Origin of the sequence: Neolewinella litorea (genome assembly GCF_004803465.1) — a bacterium.
Lineage (GTDB): Bacteria > Bacteroidota > Bacteroidia > Chitinophagales > Saprospiraceae > Neolewinella > Neolewinella litorea.
In genome coordinates this window covers 1-13,819 of record NZ_SRSF01000001.1, presented here as the reverse complement: position 1 = coordinate 13,819, position 13,819 = coordinate 1, and the positions used below count along the sequence as shown (strand labels likewise).

Genomic DNA, 13,819 nt, shown 5'->3' with positions numbered 1-13,819 from the left:
CCCGCCTAAACTACCGCGTGGAAGGTATTGTCACCGTACTGCCCCAGGCGCAGGTTGGTCTGGTCCATATTGAAGGCACCGGGGTTGAAATCCTGCGTCAGCCAGCTCGCGAGTTCCTCGTATTCGTAGTGGCTGGGATCGTTCAGGATCTTGATCTTTTCGTTGTAGGCGGCTACACCGCCGATGTCCTGCGGCGGACAGGCCCGCGCGCCGGCAATGCATACGGGATAGTGCGTGCGTCCCTGCGCTTGACGAATATCCCGCAGCTCCAGGTCGTGGTACCAATTATCGAACTCGTAACCACACTGCTCCCCCACTTTTCCGAGTAGGTCACCCAGCGTAGGTTCTCCCGGGCGATTCTGCTCGCGGTGCAGGGAGGGAAAAAACTGATAGTCCTCCGTCCCCCGCCAGCCCATGGCGGCCTGGATAATGTGGTGCAACAAACTCTGGCGTGTCCCGGAGGGTATGAGGACTTCCCGCCAGATGGTCGGACGGCTGCCGTCCAGGGTAATGCGCACCAAATAGATAGACTCTTGGGGTTCCGATTGCTCACTTTCCAGGGTGCTCACCGATTCGCTGTCCCCCTCGGGGATTACTTCCGTCGGTTCGGCTGGTTCCGTAGCAACCTCCACGGTCTGAGCCATGGCAACGGGTTCGCCGGCCGGCTCCGTGGACTCCGGTTCGTCGTTCAGTAAAGCCGTAAAGGCCGCTGCGTAGTAGTCTTCCAGTTCTTCATCCGGGCTATCCATACCTTCCGTCTCGCGATCGACAATCACATCCCAAATGGCCAGCAGCAGTTCGTCTTCATCCGCATTTTGCGACACCGGCGGGTCTTCCTCCCGGTTCGCGAAATGGTGGTGATAAGCGGTGTAGGCTGCCTCAACATCGGCGGGCGTGAGTCCGGCCCGACGGCGGCGCACCTCGGCCACCGCCGTTGAAATTGCTTGTTGTAAATTGTCGGTTGACATAGTATGCATATTGGTCGCAAAGATACGCCGCTCCCCCATGGCCCCTAATTCTCCCGGCAGTAAAACACGGACCGTCCACCGGTTCTCCGGTTCCGCAGCGGAACGGGTCAGTGACGTGCTGGCCAGTGAGGAGCCCCTGGAGATTGCCCTGTTGCACGGGGGCCGCCGACGCGTGGCGGCGGTTACCATGCGTACGCCTGGGCGCGACCTGGATCTCGCGCTCGGATTCCTGTTTACAGAAGGGCTGCTTCCCACCGGGCATTTTGCGGCCGGCGGAGCGCAGGAGCCGGGCAATACGGTGGAACTGCCGTGGCCCGTGGGCCTGCCCCTGAATCTTCGACCCCTGGACCGGCACTCCTACACCTCCAGCAGCTGCGGGGTCTGCGGCAAAACCTCAATCGACCAGGTATATCAGTCGCTTCCCTTTCCGGACGACGCACAAAGCTGGAGCATCGGCGTCCAACTTCTCTATACCCTGCCCGACCGTCTGCGGGATGCCCAGCGTCTCTTCGACCAGACGGGTGGCATACACGCCGCGGGGTTGTTCGATCTGTCCGGGAAACTGCTGCACCTCGCCGAAGACGTCGGCCGTCACAACGCCCTCGACAAACTGATCGGCCATTGTTACCAGTTGGACCGTTTACCCCTGCACCGGTCGGTACTGGTCCTCAGCGGGCGCGCCAGCTTTGAGTTGCTCCAGAAGGCCGCCATGGCCGGTATCAGCTGTGTGCTGAGTGTGGGTGCCCCCTCTACCCTGGCCGTCGAACTCGCCGAAGACCAGGGCATTACCCTGTGCGGATTCGTTACCCCACGCTCCCTGAACTGTTATACCCACCCCGAGCGAGTTTCTTCTAACCCACCTGCCGCCGGATCCGCCCCGACGCAACCTTAACCCACTGACCATGTCCAGCGAACGCACCCCGGAGCGCCTTACCGGCCTCGAAATAAAATCCCCCTCTTCCGTCGCGGCCGGCCTGCCCGCCCTGCGGTACTCCCTCAAGCACGTTACGGAGCACATGCACCTGGGCGAGGGGTTGCAAACCCTTGCCAGGCTCAACCAGAAGGGGGGCTTCGACTGTCCCGGTTGTGCCTGGCCCGACCCCGACGGCAGCCGCGCCCCCATGGCCGAATACTGTGAAAACGGCGTCAAGGCCATCGCTGAGGAAGCCACTAAACGCCGCATTGGGGCCGATTTCTTCGCCGAGCACGCCGTAGCCGAACTCGGGCAGTGGACGGATTACGAACTAGGCAAAAGCGGCCGCATAGCCCAGCCCATGCACCTGCGCGCCGGCGCCACCCATTATACTCCGGTAACCTGGGCGGAAGCCTTTGGCCTGATGTCCGACAAGCTCAGATCGATTGAACCGGACGAGGCGGTGTTCTACACCTCCGGCCGGACCAGCAACGAAGCGGCATTCCTGTACCAGCTCTTCGTGCGACAGTACGGAACCAACAACCTGCCCGACTGCTCCAATATGTGCCACGAAAGCACCAGCCTGGCCCTGGCCGAGGTGATCGGACTCGGCAAGGGCAGCGTGACCCTGGAAGACATCCACCAGGCCGACCTGATCATCTGCATGGGCCAAAACCCGGGTACCAATCACCCGCGCATGCTCTCCGCCCTGGAAAAAATGAAGGAAAACGGCGGACGCATGATCAGCGTCAACCCCCTTCCGGAAACCGGACTGATGCGCTTCGTCAATCCCCAACGGCCGCTGAAAATCGCTACCCGGGGCACCGACCTGACCGACCTGTACTTGCAGGTTAAAGTCAATGAAGACCAGTCGCTGCTGCGTGCCTGGCTCAAGATTTTGTACGACCGGGAAAAACGGTCGCCGGGCAAATATTTCGACCGCGCATTCATCCGTGAGCACACCTCCGATTACGCCGCCTTCGCCGAAATGATGGAGCGGACAGACCTCGAGGCGTGCATCGCCAATACCGGTCTGACGCGCGACGAAATCGAGGAAAGTTCCGGCCTGATCCACGGTTCCAGCCGAATCATCATCTGCTACGCCATGGGCCTGACCCAGCACGAAAACAGCGTCGATACCATCAAGGAACTGGTCAACCTGCTCCTGGTCAAGGGCAGCATCGGGAGGCCCGGGGCGGGCATTTGTCCCGTGCGGGGCCACAGCAACGTACAGGGCGACCGTACGATGGGCATCTGGGACAAACTGAAGCCCGAGCTGGCCGAGGCGCTCCGCGAGCACTACCACTTCGAGCCACCCACCGAAGACGGTTATGACGTGGTAAAGGCCATGCACGCCATGGAAGCCGGCCGCGTGAAGTTCTTCCTCGCCATGGGGGGAAACTTCGTCAGTGCGACGCCGGACACCGAGCTTACCGCCAGCGGATTGCGCAAGTGTGACCAGACCGTTCACATCTCCACCAAGCTGAACCGCAGTCACCTCGTGCACGGCAGTGAAGCCCTGATCCTGCCGTGTCTGGGTCGGACGGAAATAGATCTGCAGGCCAGCGGGGAGCAGTTCGTCAGTTGCGAGAACAGCATGGGCGTAGTGCAACTAAGTAAAGGCGTGCTGGAGGTCGAGGATATGAACCTGATGAGCGAGTGCGCGATCGTGTGCGAACTGGCGCGGCATACCCTGCCTGAATCCCGGGTGCCCTGGGTGGAATACCGCAAGGATTACGACCTCATCCGCGACGCCATTGCCGCCTGTATACCCGGTTTCGAGGGTTACAATGAGAAAGTGCGGGAGTCGGCGGGCTTCTACCTGCCTAACGGTCCACGCGAACGCCACTTCGAGACCGAAACGGGCAAGGCCCGGTTTTCGGCGACCGAACTGACACCCCATCGCCTGGCGCCCGGGGAATTCCTCATGACAACCGTGCGGAGCCACGACCAATACAATACGACGATCTATGGGCTGCACGACCGTTACCGGGGCATCCACAACGAACGGCGCATCGTACTGATCCACCAGGATGACCTGGACCAACTGGGCGCGGAAGCGGGTGCGGTAGTGGACGTGGTGAGTAACTACGAGGGAGTTGAACGCAAGGCCCATACTTTCCAGTTGGTCCCCTACTCCATCCCCCGGGGATGCGTGGCGATGTACTTTCCGGAGGCCAATATCCTGGTGCCAAGTGGGGTGACGGCGCGCGGCAGCAACTGCCCGATCAGCAAATCGGTACGCGTGCGAATCCAACTTCAACCGAAGGTGCAGGAATAAATGAACTGACCTATTTCCGTTTCTTCCGGCCCCTGGCTTTTTTCCGGCGGCGGTACTCCTGTAATTCCTGACGGGTCATCGGCCGCTTCTTGTTGGTTTCCTTCTTTTCGTGAAAGGCACCCTGGTCGCTGACCTCGATTTTGGTTTCGATAATCGGCTGCTGGGATTGCGGCATCTCCTCCGGGATAAGCTCGTCCGAAACGGCTACCGCTTCCGGCATCGGCAGAACCTGCAACTGGCGGTCCATGAGCGACTCGATGGCTTCAAGGTCATCCACCTCGGCTTCGGTGGTAAAGGTGATGGCAATGCCTTCCTTATCGGCCCGCCCGGTACGACCAATGCGGTGGATATAGTTTTCGGGTATTTCGGGCGTATCGAGGTTGATGACGTGGGACACGTCGCTCAGGTCCAGACCACGGCTCACCAGGTCGGTAGCGATGAGGACCCGGTGCTCTCCCGACTGAAATTTCTCCAGGCTGTTGAAGCGGTAGTTCTGGCTCTTGTTTCCGTGAATGACCCCGAGCTGATCGGGGAAGTCGTCTTCCAGTTGCTCGGCAAGCAAATCGGCAAACCGTTTGCCGGGGGTGAATACCAGTACCCGGTGATAGGTCGTGGCATCGGCGAGCAGGTAGCGCAGCAGGTTGACCTTGGTGTTGAAGTTGGGCACGCGGTAGCCGTACTGGACGATATTGTCGAGCGGGGTACCGGTGGGGGCGGCTTCTACCGTCTCGGGGAAGTTGAAACTGGCATCAATGATGGCTTCCACCTCCGGCACCATGGTGGCGGAGAAGAGAAGGTTCTGCCGGCGTTCCGGAAGCAGCTCGAGGATCTTGGTCAGCTGCGGCAGAAAACCGAGTTCCAGTAGTTCGTCGACCTCGTCGATAACCAATTGTTTAAGGGCCCTGAATTTCAGGCTGCCCGTAACGATCAGGTCGTACAGACGTCCGGGCGTGCCCACCACGAAGTCGCAACCCTGCTCGACGGCGGCGGCGTGGACCTTCAGATTGACGCCACCGTAAACGCCAACAGTGACCACGTTCTGGTAGGCGGTAAGCTTTTCAATCTCCTCCACGACCTGCACCACCAGTTCGCGGGTGGGAACGATAATGAGGGTCTGGGGATAGGGGTGCTTCTGAAAGGTCCATTTCCTGAGCAGGGGCAGCAGGTAGGCCAGCGTCTTTCCCGTCCCGGTCTGGGCAATACCGACCACGTCGCGGCCCGACATGATGACCGGAAAGGCCCGTTCCTGAATCGGCGTCGGGGTGTGCAGACCCAGGTCTTCGAGGGCGGAAAGCTGAAACTTGGATAGGTTGAGGTCGGCAAAGGTCATCGGCACAAGATACAGCGGGGCTTACTCGTAACCCGGGATGTGTCCGATGACGTTCAGCCGGAACTTGCTGCGGTAGGCCGTTGCGGTCATTCCGGTGTGCTTCTTGAAGGCACGGTTAAATTGACTGACGGAGTTGAAGCCGCTGTCGAAGGCGACGTTCTGTACCGTACTGTGGTCGTCAGCCAGCAGTTTGCAGGCGTACACAATGCGAAAATCGTTCAGGTAGGTGACGAAGGTCTTGCCGGTTGTCTTCTTGAAGTACCGACAGAAGGCGGGTACGGTCATGGCCGCTACCCCGGATATCTCGTCAAGTGAAATGTCGCGGTCGAAGTGGGCCCCGATGTACTCCTGTACCTGGTTGAACCGCTCGTAGCCGTGGGTCTCTACTTCTAGGTGGAACCCTTCGGCATTAAGGCTCTCGTATTCCTCACTCTGGGCCAGTTCGTTCAGGATGTCGACCAGCAGCAGGAGGCGGCCAAGGGGCGGCAGGTGAATAAGGCGCTCCACCCGGGAGCCTTGCACGGTACGCGTGGTACCGAGAAAGCTGATGCCATTGCGGGCACGGTGCATGAGTTCCTTCACCTTCCGCAGTTCCGGCAGGTCCAGGAATTCATAGTTGGGGAAACTGGGCGCAAACTGCACCACGGTCTCGGTCTCATTATTGGTCATGCGGTCGGTGAACCCCAGGTGCGGCAGGTTGGAGCCGATCAGGATGAGCTCACCATCCTGGAAGTGGCTGATGTGGCTGCCGACGTGGCGCCGGCCATGGCCCCCGCGGACGTAGACCAGTTCCAGTTCCGGATGGTAATGCCACTTGGGGAGTTTGTTGACCCTCTTCTTCGGTTCGGCGTAGTGCTTGACCAGGAAAGAAGTGCCGGGAACGGGTGTAACCCTTTCACGAACAGGCTGGGAGATAGTCTCCATAATTTGGGGTTGAATAAGGCTAAAAGCAAGATAAGGCCGAAAGCGGTGGCCGGTAAGGGAGATAAAACACCCGAATCGACGGGTTGGTTACGGGGCGGGATAGCCGCCAATTATCCCGAAATGCGCACATTTTATCCGTGCCCTCCTGACCGGTCAATATGTGCGCTCCCCTCGACAATTTATGCGCTCAGATGGAGGCCGGGACCCCCGACCTTTGTGGTATAAGGAGTTGATCATGTGCGGTGGGCCGATCTACGGTTACCGCGAAAACTGAAAAGTATTTATCAACCCCTCAATTTTTTACCATGAAAACGTCTTTATCCCTATTTCTCATCCTCTTCAGCGTATCACTGTTCGCATCGATCAATCCAATTGACCTGATCGTCCAGGCTGACCCAACTTCGCATACGGTTACGATGCGGACGGCCGTCCCGGTAGAGGACCAAACTACTGTACAAATCATTGACGCTAAAGGTTTAGTGCTCCACACGGCCCAGCTTGCGCCCGGCAGTTACCTCAATACCCGGTTTGAATTGTCGGCCCTCCCCCGCGGCGAATACCGCGTAGTGGTAAAGGATGCGCTCGGACAGACCATTCAGCCCCTGACCGTCAAACAGGAAGGTATCCAGGCTGACCCCGCTCTCGCCACCCGCGACTTCTTCCCCCGGGTAAAACTGGACGACGACCGGCTTACGATTAACTACCTCAACCCAAAAGGCGGCAACGTCAAGGTTAGTCTCTCCGACCAGGTAGGCAACGAGTTGATCAACGATGAGCTAACCTCCACCACTACCGTCCAGCGTGCCTACAACCTCGAAAAACTGCCCGCCGGCCAGTACTACGTAACGGTTTACGCACCCAACATCAACGCATACACCACACGCCTCGACGTGAAGTAAGAATTTTTGCATGATCGACTTTAAGTTTCGCCCCTTCACTTCGGTGGAGGGGCTTTTTTGTGTTTGCCCGATTCGGGTCGCTGCAGTAACTGCGACCAGGCACCGGAAGCACGCGACAACTGGCGCGGAATAAGCCATTCCCCGAGTCAGGACCTCCCACCCGCCGCCCGCAGGGCTTCCGCGAGGCGGTGCATTTCTTCCGGTCGGTTGTACCAACTGGGTGATACGCGGACCAGGTCACCGCGGTAGCTTACCGAGACGTCGCGCCGTTCTAGTTCCTGTTTAAGGCTCGCCATATTCACGGAGCTTGGCAGGCGTAGCCCGATTAAATGGTGGGCGCGATCGCCGGACAGTTCTATATCCAATTCTCCCAATTCGCCACCGATTGAATCCCAAAGGTTCCGCGTGTACGCTTGCAGGGCCGAAGGGCCGTACCGGTTAAGCAAGTCCAGACCGGCCTGCTGCATGGGTACGGCAATGAAATTGCTGTGCTCTCCGACGGAGTAACGGGCGGCCAGGGGGCGGTAGGCGTGCTGGTAGTCGGCCAGTCGGGTGAAATCGTGGCTGCCCGCGCGGTTGATCCAGTTCTCCTCCAGGGGAATGCCGTCGTCCATCCGCGGCCCGTAATAGGCATAGCCACAGCCGTAGGGTCCGAGCAACCATTTATAGCCCCCCGCGATGAGGGCATCCGGCCGGATCCGCTGCACGTCGAAGGGGTAAGCGCCGATCGACTGGGTACCGTCAACGATGAGCCAGGCGCCGAACGCGTCGGTGCGCTCACGGATCGCTTCAAGGTCAAAAACGGTCCCGTCCGACCAGTGTAACTGGGCGATGGCCACCGCGGCAGTGTTCTCGTCGATGGCCTCCAGTACCCGCTCCGACCAGGTGCCGGAACCATCGGGTCGGGCGATCGTCCGAAGGGTGGCACCCGCGTCCGCGCACAAGCGATGCCAGGCGTAATAGTTGCTGGGGAACTGGTCCTGCACGACGATGATATGCTGCCCGCGCCGCAGGGGGAGATTTTTGGCCGCGGTAGCGATGCCGTAACTGGCCGCCGGAATCAGGGCCACCCGGTCGGGGTCTTCTCCGTTGATGAGCTTGGAGAAGGACCGGCGCAGTTGCTCAACCGGACCAAAAAAAGCCTCGATCGGCATACCACTGTTCTCTTCCCGCCAGCGCAGGGCGGCGCGAGCGGCATCGGCGGCGGCCTTCAGTTGGGGGGAGCGGCTGGCGCCATTCAGGTAGGCCTCTCCCGGCTGCAGGGAGAACAGATCAGCAAGACATTCCATACGCTTTTTGGTATTTGGGGGGGCACGCAGGTGCCCCGGCCGACAAGGTAAGCAAGGTGCGGTGGCTCACGAACCAAGTTTGGTTCCCGTGGTTTGAACCACACAAATCCCCCACCCCCGCATTGACTACACACATCCTTCTCTTGCTGCTGGCCGGCCTTGCGTTACTCGGCACCTTCATCCTGCCGAGTTTGATCCGCAACCAGATGGTGAGCTTGCCCATCATCTATGTGGCTTTCGGGTTTGTGGTTTTCAGCTTGCCGCTCGAACTCCCCCTGATGAACCCCGAGGACGCGCGCCTCGACCGTCGGCTGATGGAGTACATCACGGAGTTCATCGTGATTGTCAGTCTGGCCGCCACCGGCCTCAAACTCGACCGAACGCCCTCATTTAAGAACTGGAGTGCGGGATTTTATCTCTTGGGGATTGCCATGCCCCTTACGATTGCGGCGGTCGCCTTTCTGGGGTGGTGGTGGGTGGGCCTTGCCCCGGCCAGTGCCATCCTGCTGGGGGCCGTGCTGTCCCCTACCGATCCCGTTTTGGCGGCCAACGTGCAGGTAGGGCCACCGAACGAAGACGCCCCGGAGGATGAGGTCCGCTTCGGACTCACCCTGGAAGCGGGGCTGAACGACGGCCTGGCCTTTCCCTTCGTCTACCTCGCGATCACCCTGGTGGACGCCCAGTCGGTTGGAACGGCCCTGATGCAGTGGGCCTGGTGGGACTTCGGCTACCGCGTGGGTATGGGCGCCCTGATGGGTTACGCCATCGGAAAAGGTATGGCCTACATCTTCTTCAAATTCAAGGACAAGATGGCGGAGGTACGGGAAACCGAAATCGAAGAGGGCTTCTTCGTGCTCGCCGCTACCCTGCTGACCTATTCGCTTACGGAAATCGTAGAAGGCTACGGATTCCTGGCTGTTTTCGTGGCCTCGGTAGCCAGCCGCCGCATCCGCCACGACGACGCCGCCAAGGAGGCCGAAAAAGAGAGTTACGCGGCTGCCGATCAGGTAGAACAGGCCGTCCTCGGCATATTCCTCATTGCCTTCGGCGGAATCATCGGTACTGGGGGGCTTATGGACCTAACCTGGGCGGGCGCCATGGTAGGCCTTGCTTTGCTACTGGTGGTCAGGCCCCTGGCGGGCATCATCAGTTTCCTTCCCTCCCGCTTACCCTGGGTGGAGAAGTTGGCCATCAGTTACTTTGGCATTCGCGGGGTCGGTTCGCTGTACTATCTGAGCTACGCCCACAACTCGGAAATCTTCCCTTCCATCGACGGCATTTGGTCGATCGTCAATTTCACCATGTTGGTATCCATCTTCCTGCATGGCTTCAGCGTGACCCCGGTCATGAACTGGGTTGACCGAAAAATGGGTCGGCCGCTGCGATCCAGCTAGACCGTACAACCGTTGGCTACGAGGGTTCCACCGAGAGAAACAAGGTGGTCGAGCCGAATCCACTCTCCCCCTTCCAGTTGGACATATTCTTCCTTATTAATGGTCTTCCTGTCTTTCAACGAGCAGTTCAAAGAGGTGACTTCGCCGTCGCCTTGCCGGAACGTGATCTCTATCGGTAAACCGGCAACGATGGCCGCTTCTATCCGGTCATAGAAAGAGCAGTCGATGCTCTGGTAATTGGTGCGGGGACGGCTGTCCAACCAGGCCCTGAAGGAAAGTTGATCGGCGACGGCATATTCCCGTATCATCAGAATATTGGATATAGCTCCCCGGTGCAGGGGAACCTTTACGGCACCTACGCGCACCACTGGCCGGCCGCTTCTTTCCACGAGTTGGCAGATTTGCTGTTCTTCAAGGGAGAGGTCGGCACCGGCAAAAACGAAAAGCGCGTCTACCTCATAGAGCGGCTGCGACTCGAGCGGCCGGGGCGGCTTTGCCCAAGTACCGGATACAAAATCCGGGTCCGGAGTGCCGAGATAGAATATATTCATGACAATCGCTTAACCCGTAATGTAACGTACCATGCCCCCGTCGATGGTGATCGTCTGACCCGTGATGTACCGGGCGAACGGCGACAGGAGAAAAGCCACCATGCCGGCAAAATCCTTGGGTTGGCCGAGGGCGCCAAGGGGTACCTCCGCTAAAAATTCCTTTTCGATGGTACCGCGGTCGATATTTTGCAGTTGCGCGGCCTTGTCCAGCACAGTGCTGATCCGATCGGTGTCGTGGTAGCCGGGCGCCACTATGTTTGCGGTTATCCCATTGGGGCCTTCCTCCCGACTGAGGGTTTTTACAAAACCCGCCACACCCGCCCGGAAGACATTGCTCAGGACGAGGTTATCGATGGGTTGCTTGATGGAGACGCTCTCCAGGTATATGAATTTGCCGCCGCCCCGCTCCCGCATCGATGGCAGTAAAGCATGGGTCAGTTGGAGTTTCCATCTGAGGGTACTGTGGTAGGCTGCATCCCAATCGTCGAGGGAAAGTTCCTGCACCCGACCGGGTGGTGGCCCTCCCGAATTCAGTACGCAGCCCGTAATCTGGTGATCGTTCATGGTGATCGCCGCGGTCTCCACGGCTCTGCTGTCGGAGAGGTCGGCCATGACCGGAATGAAAGCTTTTCCGTGGACGGTCTGCATTTCTTCCAGGGTCTGATGACTTCGGGCAATGCCCAGAACGGTGGCACCCTCAAGAATGAGTCTTTCCGCGATGGCTTTACCCAGGCCGCTGGTAGCACCACCTACAGCAATCGTTTTTCCGGTTAGTCCTAGATCCATCGCGTCAAAGTACGCATTACCGCAAAAGTGCGGCGAGAGCGGCCGCCGGCTGCACAATGCGGCCGGTGATCCGGGTTTCGGTAGATTCCCGACCGGTATTGTGCAATAGCGCGTAGGCGCGGCGATGATCCAGGTCCGGATCCAGCGATTTCATGACTCCGAGCAGTCCTGCCACGAAAGGACAGGCCATACTGGTACCACTGTAACTCTTGTATCCATTCCCGGGTATAGTACTGTAGATACCAACGCCGGGGGCAGCGATGGCCATTTGGATGTTTTCCGTGCGGTTGCTGAAGGGGGCCCGCAGCAACAGCTGGTCGATGGCACTGACCGTGATGATGCCTTTGGCGTTCGCGGGTGCGAAGTCTTTGGCGTCGCGATTGGAATTGCCCGCCGCAGCTACTACGATGGCTCCCCGCTTGTGTGCGTACTCCACGGCCGCGCTGTAGGCCCGCTGGCTACTCTGCGTGCTGCGGCCTCCGAGGCTAAGGGAGACTACGTCGGCTCCTTCATCAACCGCCTCGATGATGCCGGCGATGATTGTTTTTTGGGTGCCCATACCTCCTGAGCTGAGCACCTTTACGGAACTTACCGCCACGAAGGGGCTGTCGCCCGATCCGGCAAGACTGCCAATACCCAGTCCATTATTGGTTACGCCGGCAGCGATACCCGCGCAGTGGGTCCCGTGTCCGTGTGGGTCGTTATCGTATTTGCTTTCTATGGAGGTGTAATTGTCAACGAGGTCCTCGTGATCTCCGTCTATCCCGGTGTCGAGGATGACCACCCGGGCCATCTTGCGCGGCGTTTGGCGGTGCAGCAGCTGGTAGTATTCGTCCATGTGCAACACTTCCATAGCCCACTGCTCACTCGTGAAAGGATCGTTGATGCTCAGCGAATTGGTCGTTGCGGGGATTTTTGTTTCAACGGGATCGATGAACGGTTCCACCTGGATGGTCTCATTAGGCTCCCAGTAGGTTACCGTGGGGAGGGTGGCAAGTGCGGCTTCCCAATCCGAATTGGCCGGCGTGCCTGACAGGACGAAGTAGTTATCGAGCAAGGTTTCGGAGGCTGCTTCCGGGAAGAATGCCCGCTCCAGCTCCAATCTCTGCCGCGCGGCGAAGTCCTCCAGTTCATCGAAGGTGGCACCCTCCTTTACCTCTACCAACTGACTGATGGCCGCAGGAATATCTTTCTGGGTTAAAGCTTTTCCCTCCTCCACTTCAATCAACTGCTCCAGGTAATGAACGGCGGCGAACATGGCGAAGATGAGGATAACCGCGCTCCACACGGAAATCTGTTTGCGGACCGCCATAGACTGCACGAAGCCTACCATGCCGAGCATAATGAAATCCTTGAGGATCTTCGGGAAGGCATTGGCGGCTACGGAAACGGAGCTGAAATCCGCCCAGGCGATAAGTCCCACCCCGAGGTAGGTCAGCGTCATCCACAGGAATGCGTCCTTCAGGTTTCGGCGCCAGAACCAGATTGACAGGGCGAGGGCGGTGAGCAGAAGCATGGAACGATAGATTTTCTTAAATATAGGGCTTTGCCTGCGGCGGGGGGTGGGATAATCGACGTAGGTCATTTATCCAACGCTGGGGAGTGGCGGGGGGTTTTGGTGGCTGGGGTGGCGCGGTATTAGACCGCTTGCGTTTTTCGCGGTCTGAGACCGCATTTTTCTTTCGCGGTCTGGAGACCGCATTGTACTACCGCGGTCTGGAGACCGCATTGTGCTGGCGCGGTCGGAAGACCGCGTTGTACTGGCGCGGTCGGCGACCGCGTGGTGCTGGCGCGGTCGGGAGACCGCGTTGTACCAACGGAGAAAGCCCCACCGCGGGGTCGCGGTGAGGCTTTCAGAAAAAATTGGCGGCGACCTACTCTCCCGGGGTCAAGCCCAAGTACCATCGGCGCTGGGCAGCTTAACTTCTCTGTTCGGAATGGTAAGAGGTGATCCTGCCCGCAATAGCCACCAAAGTCTTTGTCCRCYGACGCTTGCGCGCCCGCGGTCGTTTCTTTTGATAACGATCAACAAGTTCGATAAGAGAGCTTCAGTCCTTTTGTACGGCTTAACCGGGATCAATCCGGATCAACCAAAGACCGTTAAAATTTGCGAAGGAAATACTTGTTCCCTTCTCTCAAGCGTGCTGCCGTCTTTTTTCAATACTCATAAGTCCCAGGAACGGTYGATTCAACCCTACCAAAAACCCATTTCGAAGAAAAAATAAAGGAAGCTGTCGGGCGATTAGTACTGCTCGGCTCCATGCGTTACCACACTTCCACCTACAGCCTATCAACGCAGTCATCTTCTGCGACCCTCAAGGGAATATTCATCTTGGAGTTGGCTTCGCGCTTAGATGCTTTCAGCGCTTATCCGTGCCGTATATAGCTACCCGGCAGTGCAGCTGGCGCCACAACCGGTACACTAGAGATACGTCCATTCCGGTCCTCTCGTACTGGAAACAGATCTCCTCAATATTCCTACGC

General features: G+C 58.7%; 11 protein-coding genes and 2 rRNA genes. 4 read left to right on the top strand and 9 right to left on the bottom strand.

Annotation, left to right across the window (positions count from 1 at the left end; all coding sequences use genetic code 11):
• Positions 1–5: 5 nt before the first annotated feature.
• On the bottom strand, positions 6–968 hold the full coding sequence (locus tag E4021_RS00065) for a plasmid pRiA4b ORF-3 family protein (RefSeq protein ID WP_168797396.1): 963 nt from the start codon (positions 966–968) through the stop codon (positions 6–8).
• Between the two features lie 37 nt (positions 969–1,005).
• Between E4021_RS00065 and fdhD the strand changes: the two genes are divergently transcribed.
• Positions 1,006–1,860, top strand: coding sequence for a formate dehydrogenase accessory sulfurtransferase FdhD (gene fdhD / locus E4021_RS00060; protein ID WP_136455852.1), 855 nt, complete (start codon positions 1,006–1,008; stop codon positions 1,858–1,860).
• Positions 1,861–1,870: 10 nt separating this feature from the next.
• Positions 1,871–4,162, top strand: a complete 2,292-nt coding sequence (locus tag E4021_RS00055) for an FdhF/YdeP family oxidoreductase (protein WP_136455851.1) — start codon at positions 1,871–1,873, stop codon at positions 4,160–4,162.
• 10 nt (positions 4,163–4,172) lie between these two features.
• Here the strand turns inward: E4021_RS00055 and E4021_RS00050 are convergent, their stop codons facing one another.
• Together E4021_RS00050 and E4021_RS00045 are read right to left on the bottom strand one after the other, a co-directional pair.
• Positions 4,173–5,492 carry a DEAD/DEAH box helicase gene (locus tag E4021_RS00050; RefSeq protein WP_136455850.1) on the bottom strand — a complete coding sequence of 440 codons (1,320 nt, stop codon included), beginning with the start codon at positions 5,490–5,492 and terminating at the stop codon, positions 4,173–4,175.
• A gap of 21 nt (positions 5,493–5,513) precedes the next feature.
• Positions 5,514–6,416, bottom strand: coding sequence for an AraC family transcriptional regulator (locus E4021_RS00045; protein WP_246050181.1), 903 nt, complete (start codon positions 6,414–6,416; stop codon positions 5,514–5,516).
• Positions 6,417–6,721: 305 nt separating this feature from the next.
• Between E4021_RS00045 and E4021_RS00040 the strand changes: the two genes are divergently transcribed.
• Complete coding sequence (locus E4021_RS00040; protein ID WP_136455848.1) at positions 6,722–7,315, top strand: hypothetical protein; 594 nt, start codon at positions 6,722–6,724, stop codon at positions 7,313–7,315.
• A gap of 146 nt (positions 7,316–7,461) precedes the next feature.
• On the opposite strand, the gene E4021_RS00035 is transcribed toward E4021_RS00040, so the two are convergent.
• Complete coding sequence (locus E4021_RS00035) at positions 7,462–8,604, bottom strand: aminotransferase class V-fold PLP-dependent enzyme (RefSeq protein ID WP_136455847.1); 1,143 nt, start codon at positions 8,602–8,604, stop codon at positions 7,462–7,464.
• 122 nt (positions 8,605–8,726) lie between these two features.
• Here E4021_RS00035 and E4021_RS00030 point away from each other — a divergent pair, with 122 nt between their 5' ends.
• Complete coding sequence (locus E4021_RS00030) at positions 8,727–9,998, top strand: cation:proton antiporter (RefSeq protein WP_211096939.1); 1,272 nt, start codon at positions 8,727–8,729, stop codon at positions 9,996–9,998.
• On the opposite strand, the gene E4021_RS00025 is transcribed toward E4021_RS00030, so the two are convergent.
• From E4021_RS00025 to E4021_RS00005, 5 genes are all read right to left on the bottom strand, one after another.
• The gene (locus E4021_RS00025; protein ID WP_136455846.1) at positions 9,995–10,549 is read right to left on the bottom strand and encodes a hypothetical protein; all 555 of its coding nucleotides are present in this window, start codon (positions 10,547–10,549) and stop codon (positions 9,995–9,997) included. The genes E4021_RS00030 and E4021_RS00025 overlap by 4 nt on opposite strands.
• Positions 10,550–10,558: 9 nt before the next feature.
• Complete coding sequence (locus E4021_RS00020) at positions 10,559–11,335, bottom strand: SDR family oxidoreductase (protein WP_136455845.1); 777 nt, start codon at positions 11,333–11,335, stop codon at positions 10,559–10,561.
• A gap of 16 nt (positions 11,336–11,351) precedes the next feature.
• Positions 11,352–12,851 carry a S8 family peptidase gene (locus E4021_RS00015; protein ID WP_168797395.1) on the bottom strand — a complete coding sequence of 500 codons (1,500 nt, stop codon included), beginning with the start codon at positions 12,849–12,851 and terminating at the stop codon, positions 11,352–11,354.
• Between the two features lie 345 nt (positions 12,852–13,196).
• Positions 13,197–13,309 (bottom strand): 5S ribosomal RNA (gene rrf, locus E4021_RS00010).
• A gap of 247 nt (positions 13,310–13,556) precedes the next feature.
• Positions 13,557–13,819, bottom strand: a 23S ribosomal RNA gene (locus E4021_RS00005); the annotation flags it as partial.

Coding starts and splice junctions, on each gene's coding strand:
- E4021_RS00040 (WP_136455848.1), top strand. CDS start 6,722: ATGAAAACGTCTTTATCCCTATTTCTCATCCTCTTCAGCGTATCACTG.
- E4021_RS00050 (WP_136455850.1), bottom strand. CDS start 5,492: ATGACCTTTGCCGACCTCAACCTATCCAAGTTTCAGCTTTCCGCCCTC.
- E4021_RS00065 (WP_168797396.1), bottom strand. CDS start 968: ATGTCAACCGACAATTTACAACAAGCAATTTCAACGGCGGTGGCCGAG.
- E4021_RS00015 (WP_168797395.1), bottom strand. CDS start 12,851: ATGCTTCTGCTCACCGCCCTCGCCCTGTCAATCTGGTTCTGGCGCCGA.
- E4021_RS00055 (WP_136455851.1), top strand. CDS start 1,871: ATGTCCAGCGAACGCACCCCGGAGCGCCTTACCGGCCTCGAAATAAAA.
- E4021_RS00035 (WP_136455847.1), bottom strand. CDS start 8,604: ATGGAATGTCTTGCTGATCTGTTCTCCCTGCAGCCGGGAGAGGCCTAC.
- E4021_RS00020 (WP_136455845.1), bottom strand. CDS start 11,335: ATGGATCTAGGACTAACCGGAAAAACGATTGCTGTAGGTGGTGCTACC.
- fdhD (WP_136455852.1), top strand. CDS start 1,006: ATGGCCCCTAATTCTCCCGGCAGTAAAACACGGACCGTCCACCGGTTC.
- E4021_RS00025 (WP_136455846.1), bottom strand. CDS start 10,549: ATGAATATATTCTATCTCGGCACTCCGGACCCGGATTTTGTATCCGGT.
- E4021_RS00045 (WP_246050181.1), bottom strand. CDS start 6,416: ATGGAGACTATCTCCCAGCCTGTTCGTGAAAGGGTTACACCCGTTCCC.